The sequence below is a fragment of the Hymenobacter segetis genome, assembly GCF_054776495.1.
Window position 1 is genome coordinate 729,020 of record NZ_BAAHBV010000002.1, and the last position, 16,367, is coordinate 745,386.

General features: G+C 61.5%; 14 protein-coding genes. 5 read left to right on the forward strand and 9 right to left on the reverse strand.

What is annotated here, in order from left to right:
* Window positions 1-10: 10 nt before the first annotated feature.
* Window positions 11-739: a hypothetical protein gene (locus ACYU70_RS13590; RefSeq protein ID WP_342301564.1), complete on the reverse strand. Its 729-nt coding sequence runs from the start codon at window positions 737-739 to the stop codon at window positions 11-13.
* A 25-nt stretch (window positions 740-764) separates the two neighbouring features.
* Complete coding sequence (locus ACYU70_RS13595; protein ID WP_198075081.1) at window positions 765-1,019, reverse strand: hypothetical protein; 255 nt, start codon at window positions 1,017-1,019, stop codon at window positions 765-767.
* 132 nt (window positions 1,020-1,151) lie between these two features.
* On the opposite strand from ACYU70_RS13595, the gene ACYU70_RS13600 reads away from it, so the two are divergent.
* Complete coding sequence (locus ACYU70_RS13600; RefSeq protein WP_342301568.1) at window positions 1,152-1,340, forward strand: hypothetical protein; 189 nt, start codon at window positions 1,152-1,154, stop codon at window positions 1,338-1,340.
* Window positions 1,341-1,440: 100 nt separating this feature from the next.
* Here ACYU70_RS13600 and ACYU70_RS13605 read toward each other — a convergent pair whose 3' ends face one another.
* A complete protein-coding gene (locus ACYU70_RS13605; RefSeq protein WP_342301570.1) occupies window positions 1,441-2,250 on the reverse strand; it encodes a class I SAM-dependent methyltransferase in 810 nt (269 codons plus the stop codon).
* A 115-nt stretch (window positions 2,251-2,365) separates the two neighbouring features.
* Between ACYU70_RS13605 and ACYU70_RS13610 the strand changes: the two genes are divergently transcribed.
* The 3 genes from ACYU70_RS13610 to ACYU70_RS13620 all read left to right on the forward strand — a co-directional run bounded on the left by ACYU70_RS13610 (window position 2,366) and on the right by ACYU70_RS13620 (window position 10,121).
* Complete coding sequence (locus tag ACYU70_RS13610; protein ID WP_460616022.1) at window positions 2,366-4,432, forward strand: alpha/beta hydrolase family protein; 2,067 nt, start codon at window positions 2,366-2,368, stop codon at window positions 4,430-4,432.
* A 358-nt stretch (window positions 4,433-4,790) separates the two neighbouring features.
* Complete coding sequence (locus ACYU70_RS13615; RefSeq protein ID WP_342300876.1) at window positions 4,791-8,090, forward strand: PAS domain S-box protein; 3,300 nt, start codon at window positions 4,791-4,793, stop codon at window positions 8,088-8,090.
* A gap of 102 nt (window positions 8,091-8,192) precedes the next feature.
* Window positions 8,193-10,121: a sensor histidine kinase gene (locus ACYU70_RS13620; RefSeq protein WP_460616023.1), complete on the forward strand. Its 1,929-nt coding sequence runs from the start codon at window positions 8,193-8,195 to the stop codon at window positions 10,119-10,121.
* Window positions 10,122-10,273: 152 nt separating this feature from the next.
* Here the strand turns inward: ACYU70_RS13620 and ACYU70_RS13625 are convergent, their stop codons facing one another.
* The 6 genes from ACYU70_RS13625 to ACYU70_RS13650 form a co-directional block, all read right to left on the reverse strand.
* The gene (locus tag ACYU70_RS13625; RefSeq protein WP_342300872.1) at window positions 10,274-12,427 is read right to left on the reverse strand and encodes an FUSC family membrane protein; all 2,154 of its coding nucleotides are present in this window, start codon (window positions 12,425-12,427) and stop codon (window positions 10,274-10,276) included.
* Window positions 12,428-12,671: 244 nt separating this feature from the next.
* Window positions 12,672-12,959 (reverse strand): hypothetical protein, encoded by a 288-nt coding sequence (locus ACYU70_RS13630; RefSeq protein WP_342300870.1) that lies wholly within the window; start codon window positions 12,957-12,959, stop codon window positions 12,672-12,674.
* A gap of 146 nt (window positions 12,960-13,105) precedes the next feature.
* Complete coding sequence (locus tag ACYU70_RS13635; protein ID WP_342300868.1) at window positions 13,106-13,507, reverse strand: hypothetical protein; 402 nt, start codon at window positions 13,505-13,507, stop codon at window positions 13,106-13,108.
* A gap of 106 nt (window positions 13,508-13,613) precedes the next feature.
* The gene (locus tag ACYU70_RS13640; protein WP_342300866.1) at window positions 13,614-13,796 is read right to left on the reverse strand and encodes a hypothetical protein; all 183 of its coding nucleotides are present in this window, start codon (window positions 13,794-13,796) and stop codon (window positions 13,614-13,616) included.
* Between the two features lie 87 nt (window positions 13,797-13,883).
* Window positions 13,884-14,846, reverse strand: coding sequence for a bestrophin family protein (locus ACYU70_RS13645; protein WP_342300865.1), 963 nt, complete (start codon window positions 14,844-14,846; stop codon window positions 13,884-13,886).
* Between the two features lie 57 nt (window positions 14,847-14,903).
* Window positions 14,904-15,314: a RidA family protein gene (locus ACYU70_RS13650; protein WP_342300864.1), complete on the reverse strand. Its 411-nt coding sequence runs from the start codon at window positions 15,312-15,314 to the stop codon at window positions 14,904-14,906.
* A gap of 185 nt (window positions 15,315-15,499) precedes the next feature.
* On the opposite strand from ACYU70_RS13650, the gene ACYU70_RS13655 reads away from it, so the two are divergent.
* Complete coding sequence (locus ACYU70_RS13655) at window positions 15,500-16,315, forward strand: energy transducer TonB (RefSeq protein ID WP_342300862.1); 816 nt, start codon at window positions 15,500-15,502, stop codon at window positions 16,313-16,315.
* Window positions 16,316-16,367: the final 52 nt, after the last annotated feature.

The following is a 16,367-nucleotide window of genomic DNA, read 5'->3' on the forward strand; positions in this document are numbered from 1 at the left end:
GGCGGCGGGGCTAGTTTTTGCGGTCGAGGGCTGAGAGGCGGTCGCGGCGGCGTTGCAGGCGCAGGCGGCTTTCGTCGAGCAGCTTGTTGTTTTTGGTTTGCGAGGCCGAATCGGTGCGCGATTGCAGCAGGTTTTCGGCGTTCTTTTTCTTCAGCTCCTCAATGCGGGCCAGGTTGGCGGCGGTGTTGGTTTTGAGGGCAGCCTGCTCTTTTTCGAGGCGGTCTTTCTCTTTTTCGGTGGCTTTGAGTTTCTTCTCGGCTTCGGCAATCATGTCGCGGTAGGCCTTGAGGCGGGCGGCACCGGCGAAGTTCTGGGCCACAGCGCGCAGGGCGTCGTACTCGGCCTTGGTGCTGCTGGGGTCGAAGAAGGTGTTGTCATCGAAGCCCCCGAAAATGGCCACTTCGGCCACCGAATCCGACGGCGCGATGATGGTGGCGTAAAGGTCTACGAGCTTGCCGGAAATGGTGCTGGCGGGGGTTTGGCGGGCCACCAGCACGTCGCTTTTGCCCATGCCCAGCACACCGCCGGTCTTGAATTTCACGTTGTAGCTGCTCTTCATCCAGTCCTGGAAAAACTCGCGCACGTCGGTGGCCTTGCCATCGACCTGCACTTTGAGAGCGGCGCGGGGCTTTTTGTTGTAGTTCACGTCGCCGGGGCGCACGTCGTAGAGCTGGGCCGAGGCCGGAGCGGCCGAAAGCAGGCCGGCCAGCATCAGCAGCAGAAAGTAAATTTTAGACATAAGTCGGAGTGGTTGAAATCAGCGGTTAGCGCAGCTCGTGGCGGTCGAAGGCGGCCTGTAAATCGTCGCGCATGGCCTGGAAACGGGCAATGGCGGCGGCCAGGAACTCATCATCCAGCAACTCCCGAACCTCGGCATCGGAGCCGGTGAGCAGGTCGAGTTCGGCCACTTTATAGGTCTGCTCCAGGTTGCCCTGCTCCAGTTTCAGCAGAAACTTGCCGTTCCAGGCCAGGAGCGTGATTTTGACGGCGGGATGGGGGATGTCGGCGACGTGGCGCATAGAAAAGAAAATGGCCGGAACCGGGCACGAAGGTAGTAAGCTCGGCCTAACTCCCCTCCTGCTCCGTGCGTAAAAAACCCGGTGGCCCGGCACTACGGGCCGTGTTCTTTCCATTTTTATTTCACTACAGCCATGCCTCAGGGAGATAAATCGAAGTACACCGACAAGCAGAAGCGTCAGGCCGAGCACATCGAGGAAAGCTACGAGAAGAAAGGCCTTTCGGAAAAAGAAGCCGAGGCCCGCGCCTGGGCCACGGTGAACAAAAACGATGGCGGCGGGAAGCAACCTGGCGGCTCAGGCCGTAAAAAGGCCGATATTTGACTTCTTGGTCCGTTTCGACGACACCAAGTGGCTGTCACCCTACAAAAGAAAAACCTCCTGCAAACGATTGTGGGAGGTTTTTCTTTGAATTTGCGGTTGGCTAAAGCGGCTTTTGGGCCACCATTTTCACTAGCCGCAGTTGCTGCTTGGTGAAGTCGGCGGTGCCAATTGGCTCTTCGTAGCGCACTATTTTGAGGCCGGCGGCGGTATATAATTTTGGCAATTCGTTGGTCTTAAAAAACACACGGTAGTCGCCACCTACTACCTGCAGCTTCTCGGTGGCGTCCATGTGGAAGGCTTCGAGCACGACTAGGCCGCCAGGCTTCAGGGCGCGCATGATGCGGGCGGCGTAGTCGCGGCCGCCAGCGTAGCTCAGCACGATGAGGTCCCATTTATTGGTCCCCCAGTCATATTTGGCCATGTCGGCTACTTCGGTGGTGATTTTTACGCCCAACTTGGCGGCGCGTTTTTGGGCATAATCGAGGGCTTTTTCAGCTACGTCGGCCCCCGTTACCTGCCAGCCGTGCTGGGCCAGATAAATGGCGTTGCGGCCCTCGCCCATGTCGGCATCGAGGGCGGTGCCGGGCTTGAGGTTTTTCACGGTTTCGACCAGCAGGGCGTTGGGCTGCTCGTTGAGCACCCGGGCGCGCATCAGCGAATCGGTGAGCAGGTAGTTCCAGCGCTGGCGGGTGCGCTCGGCCATTTCGCGGTTGTAGGCGGCCTGCTGGGCGGCAGTGGGGTTGGCGGGCAAAACAGGGTCGGGGCCGAGGCCGGGGATGGGCGGCAGACTGCGCTTGGCAGGCGCGGGGCTAGCGGGCTGCTGGGCACGGGCCGAAGCGGTAAGCAGCAGCAAGGCTACGGCCAATAACAGGCTGGCGGGCAGGAACCGGCGGAGGAAGGTTGATTTCATAGCACGTTCAGGGCAAATGGATTAGTATAAACGTAGTCATTAAATATCGCATTACATATATTAACTCTGTCAGCCCGTTCGCGTGCCATGTGCCGGCAGTCCGTAATTTTCGGGCATGAACAAGCTCTTTCTTAGCGCGCTGGCTTTGCTCCCACTCGCGGCAGCCGCCCAAACCCCTCCCCCATCCTCCGTGCTCACCCCCGAAAAGCTGTGGCAGTTGGGCCGGCTGGGCGAAATGCAGGTATCGCCCGATGGCAAGACCGTGGCCTACACCGTGACCAAATACAACCTAGCCGAGAACAAGGGCAATGCCGACATCTGGACGGTGCCGGTGGCCGGTGGTACGCCGAAGAAAATCACCGATACGCCCGGCTCGGAAAACACCCTGAACTGGCGGCCCGATGGCAAGCTGACCTTTATTTCAGGTGAAAGCGGCACCGACCAGCTCTACGTAATGAGTGCCGACGGCAGCGGCAAAGCCAAGCTCAGCGACTTCCCCGACCAGGGCCTGAGCAATTTGAAATACGCGCCAAAGGCCAATTTCATCCTCTACACGCAGGACGTAAAATCGAGCCCGACCACGCTCGATATGTTCCCGGACCTGCCCAAGGCCGACGCCAAAATCATCGACGACCTGAACTACCGCCACTGGAACGTGTGGGACGACCACCTCGCCAGCCACGTTTTCTTCCAGCCAATTAATGCTGACGGCAAGCCAGAAGGATACGGCAAGGACGTAATGGCAGGCGAAAAATTCGACTCCCCGCTGATGCCTGATGGCGGCTCGGAGCAACTGGCTTTCTCGCCCGATGGCTACCGCATTGCCTACACCAGCCGCAAGCTGACGGGGCGCGCCGAGGCCGAAAGCACGAATTCCGACATCTACCTCTACGACATTCACGACCAGAAAACCGTGAACCTGAGCGAGGGTCTGGGCGGCTATGACACCGAGCCCGCCTTCGCCCCCGACGGCAAGCAAGTGGCCTGGCTGAGCATGGCCACGCCCGGCTTCGAATCGGACCGTAACGGCATTGTGGTCTACGATTTCGCCAGCAAAAAGCGCGTCGACATCACCAAGGGCTCGGAGCTGAGCGCGGCCAACGTGCGCTGGAGCGCCGATGGCAAAACCATCTATTTCATGGCCGTGGTGACGGGTGCCGAGCAGCTGTTCTCGGTGCCGGGCAAGGGCGGTAAAATCCGCCAGATTACCACTGGTGCGCAGAACTACAACGCGTTTGAGCTGGTGGGCAAGGACCAGGCCGTGGCCAACCGCACCACCCTTTCGGCCTTCGCTGATATCGTGCGGCTCGACTTGAAAACGGGTAAGGAAACGCCGCTCACCACCATCAACCAGCAGGAGCTGGCGGGCATCAAAATGGGCAAGGTGGAGGACCGCCGCGTGACCACCACCGACGGCAAGCAGATGCAGGTGTACGTGATTTGCCCGCCCGATTTCGACCCCGCCAAGAAGTACCCCACGCTGCTCTACTGCCAGGGCGGGCCGCAGTCGCCCATTACCCAGAGCCAGAGCTACCGCTGGAATTTCCAGCTGATGGCAGCCAACGGCTACATCATCGTAGCGCCCAATCGGCGCGGGCTGCCCGGCTTCGGGCGGGAGTGGAACGATGCGATTTCGGGCGACTGGGGCGGCCAGCCGATTAAGGATTACCTCTCAGCGATTGATGCGGTGAGCAAGGAAAGCTACGTTGACAAGGACCGGCGCGGCTGCGTGGGGGCCAGCTACGGCGGCTACTCGGTGTACTACCTGGCCGGCCACCATGAGGGCCGTTTCAAGACCTTCATTGCCCACGACGGCCTCTACAACCTCACCAGCTGGTACCCCAGCACCGAGGAAATGTTCTTTGCCAAACACGACATGGGCGGTGCGCCCTGGGATGCCACGCCAAATAAATCCTACCAGGAATTCAACCCCCAGCAGTTCGCCGGCAAATGGGACACGCCCATTCTGGTCATCACGGGCGGCAAGGATTTCCGGGTGCCCGAGGGGCAGGCGATGGAGGCCTTCGGCACGGCGCAATTGCGCGGCATTCCGAGCCGGTTTCTGTACCTGCCCAACGAGGGGCACTGGGTGATGAAGCCGCAGAACTCGGTGCTCTGGCAGCGGGTGTTTTTTGAGTGGCTGGGCCGCACGCTCAAGCCCGATGGCACGGCGGCGAAGTAGCCTTTGAGAATAAGCATGAGAAAGCCCACCTGGTCATCCAAGTGGGCTTTCTGGCGTAGCAAGGTATCGTTTCAACCCGCTTGGATTGCCTGCTTGCGTTTAACTCTGTTTCCCGAACTAGATAACTACCAGGGCTATGGTGCTCGAGCAACGGTAACAACGGCCAGCACTTGGGCAAAAAGCCGTACCTTGCATACAGCTATTTTTCTGAAAAACAATTATTTAGTATTTAGCTTATAGCTACCTGCGGTATACCGGGTTTTTCAGTATGTGGACGCTTTTTTGCTTTGCTGTCAAACTGGCCCACGCCATTATAAATCAAGCAAAAACTTGCCTTCCGGGCTAGTCCAACACTCCCATGAAGGAAAGCGAAAAACGTTACCGCCGGCTGATGGAAGCCAGCCAGGATTTACTGGTCACCGTTGACCTGAAGGGCAACATTATCGACACCAACGAGGCGGCGGTCAACAGTACCGGTGTGAACCGCGACGCGCTGATGGGCTCCAGCTTCTTTGCCTATTTCGCCGAGCCGGCCGTGGTGGAGCACATGTACCGGCAGGTGCTGGCTACCGGCACGGTTACCAACGTGGCCTGCACGCTGCTGCACGCCAATGGCGCACCGACGGAGGTGCTGCTCGACGGGACGGTGAACAAGGACGACCACGGCCTGGTGCTGGGCGGTGTGCTGGTGGCCCGCGAGGTGGCCGAAAAAAACTGGGCCACGGAGCTGGGCATTGCCAATAAAGAAATTGCCTTCCAGCACAACGAGAAGGAAAAGCGGGCCGACGAGCTGAGCATTGCCAACGAGGAATTGGCGTTTCAGAATGACGAGAAGGAAAAGCGCGCCGCCGAGCTGGTGATTGCCAACAAGGAGCTGGCGTTTCAGAACGACGAGAAGGAAAAGCGGGCCCAGGAGCTGGGCGTAGCCAACACCGAGCTGGCCTTCCAAAATGACGAGAAGGAGAAGCGCGCGGCCGAGTTAAGCATTGCCAATGAGGAGCTCGCTTTCCAGAATGATGAGAAAGAAAAACGCGCCCAGGAGCTGAGCGTAGCCAACGAAGAGCTGGCGTTTCAAAACAACGAAAAGGAAAAGCGTGCCCAGGAGCTGAGCATTGCCAACACCGAACTGGCGTTCCAGAACGATGAAAAGGAGAAACGCGCCCAGGAATTGAGCGTGGCCAATACCGAACTGGCTTTCCAGAATGATGAGAAGGAAAAGCGCGCCGCCGAGTTGGGCATTGCTAACATCGAGTTAGCCTTCCAAAACGACGAAAAGGAAAAACGGGCGCAGGAATTGGGCATCGCCAATACGGAGCTGGCTTTCCAAAACGACGAGAAGGAGAAGCGCGCGCAGGAGCTGAGCGTGGCGAATACCGAGCTGGCCTTCCAGAACGACGAGAAGGAGAAGCGGGCGCAGGAACTGAGTGTGGCCAATACCGAGCTGGCGTTCCAGAACGACGAGAAGGAAAAGCGGGCGCAGGAGTTGAGCATTGCCAACATCGAGCTGGCGTTTCAGAACGACGAGAAGGAAAAGCGGGCGGCCGAGCTGGTGATTGCCAATAAAGAGCTGGCGTTTCAGAACGATGAGAAGGTGAAGCGGGCTGCCGAGCTGCGCATTGCCAACTACGCCCGCAGCCTGATTGAGGCCAGCCGCGACCCGCTGGTGACCATCAGCCCGGAGGGCAAGATTACGGACATGAACTCGGCCACGATGTACATCACCGGCATTGCGCGGGAGCAGCTGCTGGGGTCCGATTTCTTCGCCTACTTCACCGAGCCGCAGATGGCGCGGGAGGTGTACCAGGAGGTATTTGCCAAGGGCACGGTGGCCGACTCGCCGCTCACGCTGCGGCACAAGGATGGCAAGCTGACCGACGTGCTGTTCAACGGCTCGGTGTATAAAAACGACGAAGGGCACGTGCTGGGCGTGGTGATTGTGGCCCGCGACGTGACCGACCAGAAGCGCATCGCTACGGAGCTGACGGAGGCCAAAATCGCGGCCGAGCGCGCCACCGTGCTGGCCGAGGAAGCCCAGGCCAAGGCCGAAAGCGCTACCCAGATTGCCGAAGACGCCGTGAAGGCCAAACAGCAATTTCTCAGCAACATGAGCCACGAAATCCGCACCCCGATGAATGCCATCATCGGCTTCACGAAGGTGGTGCTGAAAACGGAGCTTACCGACAAGCAGCAGGAATACCTGACGGCCATCAAGCTGAGCGGCGACACGCTGATTGTGCTGATTAACGACATTTTGGACCTGGCTAAGGTGGACGCGGGCCGCATGACGTTTGAGCAGATTCCGTTCAAGCTCTCGGCCTCGGTATCGGCCATGGTGCACTTGTTCGAAACCAAAATCCAGGAAAAAAACCTGGAACTGGTGATGGAATACGACGAGAAAATCCCGGAAGTGCTGGTGGGCGACCCCGTGCGCCTGCACCAGATTATCCTGAACCTGGTGAGCAACGCGGTGAAATTCACCAGCGAAGGCAGCATCACGGTGGGCGTGCGGATGCTGGTACAGGATGCCGAAAAGGTCATCCTGGAGTTCGCCGTGACCGATACCGGCATCGGCATCGAGCAGTCGAAGCTGGGCACGGTGTTCGACAATTTTCAACAGGCCACCAGCGGCACCAGCCGCTTGTTCGGCGGCACGGGCCTGGGCCTGGCCATCGTGAAAAACCTGGTGGAGCCGCAAGGGGGCACCATCAACGTGAAGAGCAAGGTGGGCAAGGGCTCCACGTTCAGCTTCATTCTGAGCTTTAATAAAACGCTGGAAAAGGCCGACGCGGAATCCAACCTGACCGTGGAGCTGGAAGATGGTTTCAAAAACGTGAAAATCCTGGTGGTGGAAGACATTGCCCTCAACCAGCTGCTGATGAAGACCTTGCTGGAAGATTTCGGCTTCGAGATGGAAGTGGCCGGCAACGGGCAGATTGCCATCGACAAGATGCGCACCACGCATTTCGACATCGTACTGATGGACTTACAGATGCCCGTGATGAACGGATTTGACGCCACCGAATACATCCGCACGCAGCTGCATTCCAAGGTGCCCATCATCGCCCTCACGGCCGACGTGACCACCGTGGACGTGGAGAAATGTAAGGCCGTGGGCATGAACGACTACATCTCCAAACCCATCGACGACAAGCTGCTCTACAGCAAAATCATCAAGTACCTGAAAAGCTCAGGCTACAACAAGCCGGCCATCGAGCCGGGCCACGTGGAGCCCGAGCCGCAGCCCATGATTACCTGCGTCAATTTCGATTACCTGCGTCGCATCACCAAGAGCGATTCGCGCATGGCCGAGATGATTTACCTCTATCTCCAGGAAATTCCGCAGCTGGTGCAAACCATGAAAAAGGCCATTGAGGATAATAAATGGCGCGCCCTGAAATTGGCCACGCATTCCATCATTCCCACGTTTGCTACCATGGGCATCAACCCGGAGTTTGAGGATAATGCCAAGGACCTGCAAGCGCTGGCCGCCATCCTGATTGCCAACGAGCCCAGCGATGATGGCAGCGCCGAAACCGTGGCCCAGGTGCACGTCCTGTTCTCCAAAATCGAAGCTGTGTGTGAGCTGGCGGCCCGGGAGCTGGAGGAGAAGCTCCAGCGGCTCTCGCAAACGCTGCACGGGGGCCGGGTGCAGGCCTAGACCGAACCAGTTGGAATAGCACGGTTTTTCTTTCTTATAAAAAATGAATTTATAAATGAATTAATTGTTATTTGCCGCTTCAGCAGTCTTTAGCATCGGCCTATGCGGTTTTGTCTATTCATGGCGTTTCTGCTGTGCTGGTGGAGGCCGGGAGCCGCCCAGCCCGCGCCACCGCACGTCCTGCGCGACACGCTGCTACTGAAGGACCCCAAGGGCGCGCACATCTCGGAAGCCTACCGCTACTACACCGAGCCCTTCGGCTCAGCACCCGACCCCGAGCGCGCCGAAGCCGCGTGGCGCGCCGGCCGGTTCCGGCCCGGCCCCTGGCACGAGCCGCTCAACCTGGGCATGCTGCACCGCCGCGTGTGGATGCGGCTGCCCGTGCGCAACACCGAGCCCCAGCGCCTGCGCTTCCTGTGGAGCATTTTCAATTTCACCGACAGCGCGGCGCTGTATTGCCGGCGGGCGGGCGAGGCAAAGTTTACCCGCCTGGGCGAGGCCAGCTCCTGGGTGCCGGCCGCTGAGCGGGCTTTTCCGGCCCGCTCGCTCAGCTTCCCCTTTGCGCTGGAGCCCGGCGAAGCCGCCGTGCTCTACCTGCGCGTGGACGCCCACACCGGCGGCATCTACCTGCCCACCTACATCGAAACCACCGAGCATTTCCTGGCCTGGGAAATGGGCTTTCCGTTTGAGCGGCACTGGGTGTGGCTGCTGGGCTTTTACCTGAGCAGTGCCTTGTTCAACCTGGTGCTGTATGCGTTTCTGCGCGACCGCATTCACCTGTGGTATGTGGCCTACGTGCTGGCCGTGACGCTGTTTTTGATGATGGAGGACGGGCTGGACGCCATGTTGCTGCCGGCCGGGCCGTACCGGCTGCTGTGGTCGGTGGGGCAATACAATTTTATGCTGCTGGCAGCAGCAGCGGGCATTCGCATCATGCAATTGTTCCTGCGGCTGCGCATTGCCTGGCCGCGTCTATACCGGGCCGGCAACTGGCTGGCGGGCACGGCCGTGGTGTTTGTGGCGGGCTATGCCGGCCTGTTTCCGTGGGCCGTGCGCCACAGCCTGTCCACCGTAGAAGCGCTGAACTGGGCGCGCGAGCTGCTGATGGTGCTGGTGTTCGGCTACGGCTGGGTGGTGCTGATAACGCTGCTCCGGCACCGGCGCTGGCAGCGGCTGGCGGCCTACTACGCCCTCACGTATCTGTTCTTTTTTATCGGCTACGGCATCTTCTGGCTCAATCATCTGGGATTTACCAGCTTCAACCCCATCTACCCCAACCCGCTGGCCTGGGGCCTGCTGCTTGAACTGCTGATATTGAGCGCGCTGCTCACCGGCCGCTTCCGGCACACGCTGCGCCACAATGCCCGGCTGCGCGTGCAGCACCTGCGCCAGCGCAATGCCCACAGCGCCCGCCTCATCGCGGCGCAGGACGATGAGCGCGAGCAGCTGGCCCGCGAGCTGCACGATGCCCTCGGCCCCAACCTGGCCGCCCTGCACATGGCCTGGCAAAGCGAGGCCGTGCGCGCCGCCCTGGCATCGGCCCCCGCTGCCGCCGCCGTGGGCCAGCTCAGCGAGGAAATTCTGGGTGAGCTCTACAACCAGGTGCGGCAGCTCAGCCATGTGCTGCTGCCGGCCGAGTCGGTCACCAACCGCCTCACCACATCCATCAGCACGCTGCGCGACATGCTGAACCTGCACGGTAGCCCGCAGGTGCACACCGATTTCGGCCCCGGACTCGATGAATTGCCGCCGGCCGTGCAGTCGGCCGCCTTCCGTATTGTGGCCGAGCTGGTGAACAACGCCGTGCGCCACGCCCAGGCCCGCAAGGTGCGGGTGTACTTGCGCCGCCACTCCACCGCCCTGGAGCTGTGCGTGTCAGACGACGGCCGCGGCTTCGGGCGGGGCGAGGACACGCCACTCACCGGCATTGGCCTGCGCGGCGTGCGGACCCGGGCGGCGTACCTGGGCGGCAGCGTGGTTATTGAGGTGCCGAAGGTGGGCACACGGGTGCGGGTGCGGCTGCCGTGCTGAGTGGAGGGTATGAGGGTATGAACGTCATGCAGAGCGCAGCGAAGCATCTTTACCGCCACCAGTAATCATTTCGATTGGATTGCGTTGCGCGGTAAAGATGCTTCGCTGCGCTCTGCATGACCGGCTACTGAGGACGTTCCGAAGCCCCGCCCCTACCCCGCCAGCACCTCCGTTACCTTTCCGATATCCCCGCTCACCTTCTGCAGAAACGTGAGCTGCTCCAGCAGCAGCTTGTCGTCGGCGGCAGCTACGGAGATGTTGGGTTCGGGCGCGGCCAGCTCCACGGCGGGCGGGGCACTGGCGGGCGCGATGCGGGCCAGGCTTTTGCTGAGGGCGGCCACGGCGCTGGTGAGGGCGCGGCGGCTATCGGGCGGGAAGGGCGGCACTGCGGGCGCGGCCTCGCGCAGGGTGCCGGTGAGGGCCGCGATGTTGGAGGAAAGAATGTGGTTCAGCACCACGAATTCGTGGGTTTCGGTGGGGTGGTGCTGCTTGCTTTTGGGCTCGGTGAGCATGCGCTGGAATGCCGCCGCGAGGTTGGCCCCGCTCACGTACACGTTTTTGCGGAGCAGGCGGTACTCGTTGGCCGTGAGGGGGCGGCCGGCGAGGCGGTCGGCCAGCTGGCGCAGGTAGGCCAGGTTGGCGCGCAGGGCGGCAGCCATGTAATCGGTCAATTGCTCCGATTCCCAGCTCGGAAACAGGAAATAGCCGGCCGAAAACGCAATGGCGCAACCCATCAGGGTATCGATGATGCGCTCCTGGGCCACGCCCAAATAGCTCAGCCCCAGAAACCGGAACATGATGAGCAGATAGGCCGTCAGAAACACCACCGTAACCAGATAAACGGTGCGCTGGAAGCTATACGCCACCACCATAAACACCACCAGAATGGCAAACCGGGCCTCGGGCCACGGCACCGCCCACAGGATAAGGCCACCCAGCGCCCCGCCCGCCAGCGTGCCGATGATGCGCTCGGTGTTCCGCTGCCGCGTGAGGCTGAAGCCGGGCTTGAGCATGATGGTCACCGTCATCAGAATCCAGTAGTTGTGCTGGCCGTGCCACAGGGTTTCGGCCACGGCGTAGGCCACCAGGCAGGCCACCATCATCCGCACGGCGTGGCGGAACACGGCCGATTTCATGGTGAAATTCTGGCCCAGGGCGCGCAGCTCGATTTCCTGGCGGGCCACAAATTGGGTGTGCTCGGCGGCGCGGCTGGCGGCGGGCGCGGCGGCCGAGAGGGCTTCATCAAAGTAGCGGCGGATGTTGCCCACGCGCCGGATGATGTCGCGCAGGTTCACCAAGATTTTTTTCAATACCAGCGTATTCCCGTTGCCTGCCGAAGACGCTTCCAGAGCACTGATGCGGGCTTGCAGGCGGTCCCACTCGGCGGTGAGCACGGGGCCGGTGCCGGGGTGCGCGTGGTTGGTCTGGATGGCCACGCCGAGGTGGTCGAGCTCGGTAGCGACGTGGCGGATGAGCCGGGCCACGTCATCCAGAATCCCCGTTGTCCCGAAGCTTTCGCGCACGGCCGAGTAGTCGTAGTAGCCCACCGTGATGCGCTCGTAGAGGTCCACCGTTTCGACGAAGGTGAGGACCAGGCGGCGGCCGGTAGTGGTGGTTTCGTTCACAATCTGGCGGGTGCGGAAGAGCAGGTCGCGCACGGCTTCCTGCTTTTCATTCACCACGATTTGCTGGGCTACGAGCTGGCGGTAGTCCTCATCGAGGGCGGTGGCGGTGTTGTAGAACTTGGCTTTGAGGTCCAGAAAGCGCGCCAGGGCGTGAATGCACTCGCCCAGCGCCTGCTGGGCCGGGCGGTAGGGCCGCACCTGGTAGGCCACCATGGCCAGCCCCGCGTACCAGATGCCGCCCAGCAGCAGCAGCCCCGCATGAAACGGGGCATCGGCCAGCGCGGGCGGGTGGGCCAGCAGCAGTACCACGTTGAGCAGGGCGGCGGTGCCCACGGCTCCGGCCCGCGCCCCCCACACCAGCAGCATGGTCAGCCCGAAGCTGAGTACCCCGATTTCGAGGGCCAGCGTCCAGACGTTGAGGGCGGCCACGCTCGTGAGCAGGGCGGTGGTGCCCACCAGCACCAGGGCGGCCAGCATGCCGTTGCGGCGGTGGGCAGCGGGGCCAGGCGTATCGGTCACGCTCACGCACACGGCTCCGGTCGAGATGCTCAGCCCTTCGGCAAAGTGCCCCCACTGGCCCAGCAGCACGGCCGGCAATAGGATGGATACCGTGATGCGCACCCCATCGGAAAAATTCTGGCCGGAAAAGAAGTAGCGGAGGCGGCGCGTCTGGTGGTTCATGCGGCGGGGGCGGGTGATGCGGCAATTAACGCGAAGATGGGCCAAATGGTAGGGCCGTAGCGCGAACTTTTAGTTCGCGCCCCCTCCAGATGGCCCAGATGGCGCGGGCCTGCGGCCCGTGCCTACTATTAGCATGCCTCTGGCCTGCAATCGTTGAACAGGTTGCCTGGGTATCGTCTGACGCCGCGGGCCAGAGGCCCGCTATTATTCGGCACGGGGCACAGCCCCGCGCCATCCTGTCGTGCTATAGCTGCTTCAGCGCGGGGCGCTCATCATCGTCGTAGGCCGTGGAGTCTCCGTCGTCATACACGGCGCTTTCCAGGTCACCCACGCAGGTTTCGAGCTCGGCTACTTCTTCTTCCTTTTCGGCCAACTGGCGGCGCAGGCGGGCCAACTCCTGGGCCTGCTGCTGCTGCACGGCTTCGAGGCGGGCCAGGCGTTGCTGGTCGGCCTGGCAGGCGGGCAGCGCGAGGGCCAGGCCGGCCAGCAGCACAGCCCGGCGGGCCGGAGCAAAAGTCAGGGGAAGTTTCATTGGGCCAAAATTACGGTTCCTACCGCGTAGGGGCGGCCGGTTTGTAATGGTTAGTCGGCGGACGTAGGGGCGGGGCTTGCCCCCGCCCGCCATTTGAAAGGGGGCGTTGAAACGGTGCGAACGGCGGGCGGGGGCAGGCCCCGCCCCTACTGCCCCTTCACCACGGCCAGCAGCCAGTCCTCGCCTTCGCGGCTGAGGCGGTAGGCCCGGCGGCGGCCGGCCGGCACCAGCTCCACCAGGCCCGATTCGCGCAATTCGCGCCAGCTACGGGTGAGGCTGACCGGGGCCAGCCCCAGCGTTTCCACCAGCCACGCATCGGTGCTGTGCTGCTCCGGCACGGCCAGAAACCGGTGGCAGATGATGGCCAGCGTGCGCTGGCGGCGCGGGTCGCGCTGGCCAAGGCGCTGGCGCAGGGCCCGGCGCAGGCGCTCCTGCACGCTGGCTGCGTCCAGCGGCGGCGGGGCGGGCACCCGGGGCTCATCGCGGGTGAGGACGCGCTGCTCAAAGGCAGCCAGCGCAACGGCTTCAGGGGAAATATCAGGGCTCATGGGTTGAATGGGCTGTAGAGACGCATGCTTGCGTCGCGTCGTTGAACGAAATTGCTGAAGCAGCGCGCCCGCAAGCCGTTCAACGACGCGACGCAAGCATGCGTCTCTACTTCGTTTCCCCGGCCGCTTCAGTCCCAGCGCGGCACAAGGTAGTCAATCGGCTGATATCAATCATTCCGCCTGTAATATCAATCGTTTCTACACCAACACCAATCAGCGCGCTAACCATGTCAATCTGCGCGCTAATAATATCAATCTGCGCGCTGATGAGAGCAATCTGCGCTGTCACGAATTAAATCATTGCACGTAAAAACTCAATCATTGCTCAATTGAACCCAATCATTGATGCCCTGATACCAATCACCGCACCCACATATTAGTACAGCACGTCGTTCACCGCCTCAATCTTGGGCGGCAGCGTGGTTTCTTCGAGGAGCTCGCGCAGGTCGATTTCGATGCTGCGGCAGATGGAGCTCATCGGCACGTCGTAGATGTCGTTTTCGAAGGGGTTTTCGCTGGTGTGGCCCACCACTTCAATCACGTTGAATACCCACGACACCAGCACCGAAAACGGCACCATCAGCCACACGTGGTACTGGCCCAAGGCCAGGCGGCTGTCGAACTCCTCCACCAACCCCAGCGGCAGAATGGCCGCGAACACCCACACGAATACGAAGCTGAAATAGGCAAACTGGCGCGGAAACGGCGTGTTCTTGATGCGCTCGCAGCCCCCCTGCGCGTTGAGCAGGTCCTGAATGGTCTGCATCAGGGCCACCTGGCGGAACTCGGTGAGGAGGCCGCGCTTGTATAATTCGCGCAGCTCCACGCTCTGGCGGCGCAGCAGGTGGGTGGGCGGGTTGCTGAGGTTTTTGGCCTGCTCGGCTTCGGCCGGGGGCAGGAAGGGGGCTACTTCGGTGTCCCAGAGGGCGGCGGTCTGGCGGCGCAGGTGTAGGCGCAGGGCATTCACCCAGGCAATCTGGCGGTAGAGGAGGCGGCGGTGCAGCTCGGTGATGTAGCGCGGGTCGGGGCCCACGCCATCGGGCACGGCCTGCACAAAATCGAAGGTGCGGATGGCCCACACGCGGCTCGTGTTCACGATGGTGCCCCACAGCTGCCGCCCCTCCCAGAACCGGTCGTAGGAGCCGTTGCTTTTGAAGCCGATGTAGAAGGCCACCGCCGTACCAAGCAGCGCCACGGGCTGCCACGGAATATCCAGTACGTGCACGTTGAGCGGCCCGTAGAGCAGGCATATCAACGTGTTGTAAATGGTAAAAATGAGCAGGCTGCGGCGCGTGAGCTGCCACACTACTTCCCAGCGGAGGTTTTTGCGAACGTACATTGGGGGTAATAACCGCTAATTTTCCCGGCGTGTTGCGCTGCGGGCATTAATTCCCCATTAATTCGGCAGCGCGGCAATGCACTTCAGCTCGATGGCGATGGGCGTGGGCAAGCAGTTTATTTCGAGGGTGGTGCGGCAGGGCTGGGCCGTGGCGAAGTACTCGGCGTAGAGGCGGTTGTAGGTGGGGAAGTCGTCCTTCATGTTGGTCAGGAACACGGTCACATCCACCAAATTGTCCCACTCGGCCCCGGCTTCTTCCAGAATGTAGCGCACGTTTTGGAACACAGCGCGGCACTGGCTTTCAAAGTCATAGCTGAGGATATTCCCGTCGCCGTCCAATTCCACGCCGGGAATAGCCTTCTGGCCGCGCTGGCGCGGCCCCACGCCGGAAAGGAACAACAGGTTGCCCACGCGGCGGGTGTAGGGGTAAGCGCCTACAGGTTCGGGGGCGCGGCTTTCGGTGGTCATGCTAAATTATGCGTTGAGGGATGCGGTATTTCGCTTCAAAGAACGTCATAGAGAAGGGAAGGCGAAACCAGACGGGGCGCGGGCTGCCGTTCTTTGCAAAGCACGCCGGCACTATTTCGGCGGGCACGGCCTTTGCGCTGCAACCGTCTTTTTAATCCCCCATCCCCTTCCCCCCTATTCTACGCATGAAAATTCCGATGTTTCTGCTGCTTGGCGGCCTTAGTTTCTTCAGCCTGTCGGCCCACGCCCAGAAGCGCAAAATGCCGCCCAAGCCCTCGGCCAATGCCGTGTACGACTCGGTGCAGCAGCCCGCCGTGCCCCTGGGCGGCACCGAGCGCTACGCCCAGTTCCTGGCCGCGCACCAGAAATACCCCGCCACGGCCATGCAAAAAGGCATTCAGGGGACGGTAAAAGTGAGCTTCGTGGTAGAAAAAACCGGCACCGTGAACGAGGTGAAGGTGGAAACGCCCGTTTCGCCCGAGCTCGATGCCGAAGCCGTCCGCCTCATCAAAAGCGGCCCGAAATGGACGCCCGCCAAACACCGCAACGCCGTGGTGCGCCAGCGCGTGGTGGTGCCCGTGTCGTTCGTGATGTCGCCGGGCAGCACCGTCACCATCGGCGGGCCGGCCAAGGAGCGGCCCATCACCACCTCCGCCGCCGACATCGCCGCCTCAGCCAACCCCGACCGCCCCGCCGTGGTGGCCCCCGACCGCCCCACCCAGCCCGTGGGCGGCAACCAGGCTTTTTTCGAGTGGATTGAAAAAAATCAGAAGTACCCCGACCTGGCCCGCAAGCGCAAAATCCAGGGTAAGGTGATGGTCGAATTCATGGTGCAAAAGGATGGCAGCCTGACCGATGCCCGCGTCATCAAGAAGATGGGCTCCGGCCTGGATGAGGAGGCCCTGCGCCTGATAAAGGCAGCCCCGAAGTGGGAGCCGGCCATGTTTCAGGGCAAGCCGATGAAGCAAAAGATGGTGTTGCCGGTTCTATTCCAGCTGTAGGCTGCAACTCCCCTCCTTACCAAGGAGGGGACGTGGCCGCGAAGCGTTGGCT

Bases quoted from the DNA above. Each gene is read 5' to 3' on its own strand.
- ACYU70_RS13610 (WP_460616022.1), top strand. From the start codon at position 2,366: ATGAACAAGCTCTTTCTTAGCGCGCTGGCTTTGCTCCCACTCGCGGCA.
- ACYU70_RS13655 (WP_342300862.1), top strand. From the start codon at position 15,500: ATGAAAATTCCGATGTTTCTGCTGCTTGGCGGCCTTAGTTTCTTCAGC.
- ACYU70_RS13620 (WP_460616023.1), top strand. From the start codon at position 8,193: ATGCGGTTTTGTCTATTCATGGCGTTTCTGCTGTGCTGGTGGAGGCCG.
- ACYU70_RS13635 (WP_342300868.1), bottom strand. From the start codon at position 13,507: ATGAGCCCTGATATTTCCCCTGAAGCCGTTGCGCTGGCTGCCTTTGAG.
- ACYU70_RS13595 (WP_198075081.1), bottom strand. From the start codon at position 1,019: ATGCGCCACGTCGCCGACATCCCCCATCCCGCCGTCAAAATCACGCTC.
- ACYU70_RS13615 (WP_342300876.1), top strand. From the start codon at position 4,791: ATGAAGGAAAGCGAAAAACGTTACCGCCGGCTGATGGAAGCCAGCCAG.
- ACYU70_RS13645 (WP_342300865.1), bottom strand. From the start codon at position 14,846: ATGTACGTTCGCAAAAACCTCCGCTGGGAAGTAGTGTGGCAGCTCACG.
- ACYU70_RS13625 (WP_342300872.1), bottom strand. From the start codon at position 12,427: ATGAACCACCAGACGCGCCGCCTCCGCTACTTCTTTTCCGGCCAGAAT.
- ACYU70_RS13600 (WP_342301568.1), top strand. From the start codon at position 1,152: ATGCCTCAGGGAGATAAATCGAAGTACACCGACAAGCAGAAGCGTCAG.
- ACYU70_RS13630 (WP_342300870.1), bottom strand. From the start codon at position 12,959: ATGAAACTTCCCCTGACTTTTGCTCCGGCCCGCCGGGCTGTGCTGCTG.
- ACYU70_RS13650 (WP_342300864.1), bottom strand. From the start codon at position 15,314: ATGACCACCGAAAGCCGCGCCCCCGAACCTGTAGGCGCTTACCCCTAC.
- ACYU70_RS13590 (WP_342301564.1), bottom strand. From the start codon at position 739: ATGTCTAAAATTTACTTTCTGCTGCTGATGCTGGCCGGCCTGCTTTCG.
- ACYU70_RS13605 (WP_342301570.1), bottom strand. From the start codon at position 2,250: ATGAAATCAACCTTCCTCCGCCGGTTCCTGCCCGCCAGCCTGTTATTG.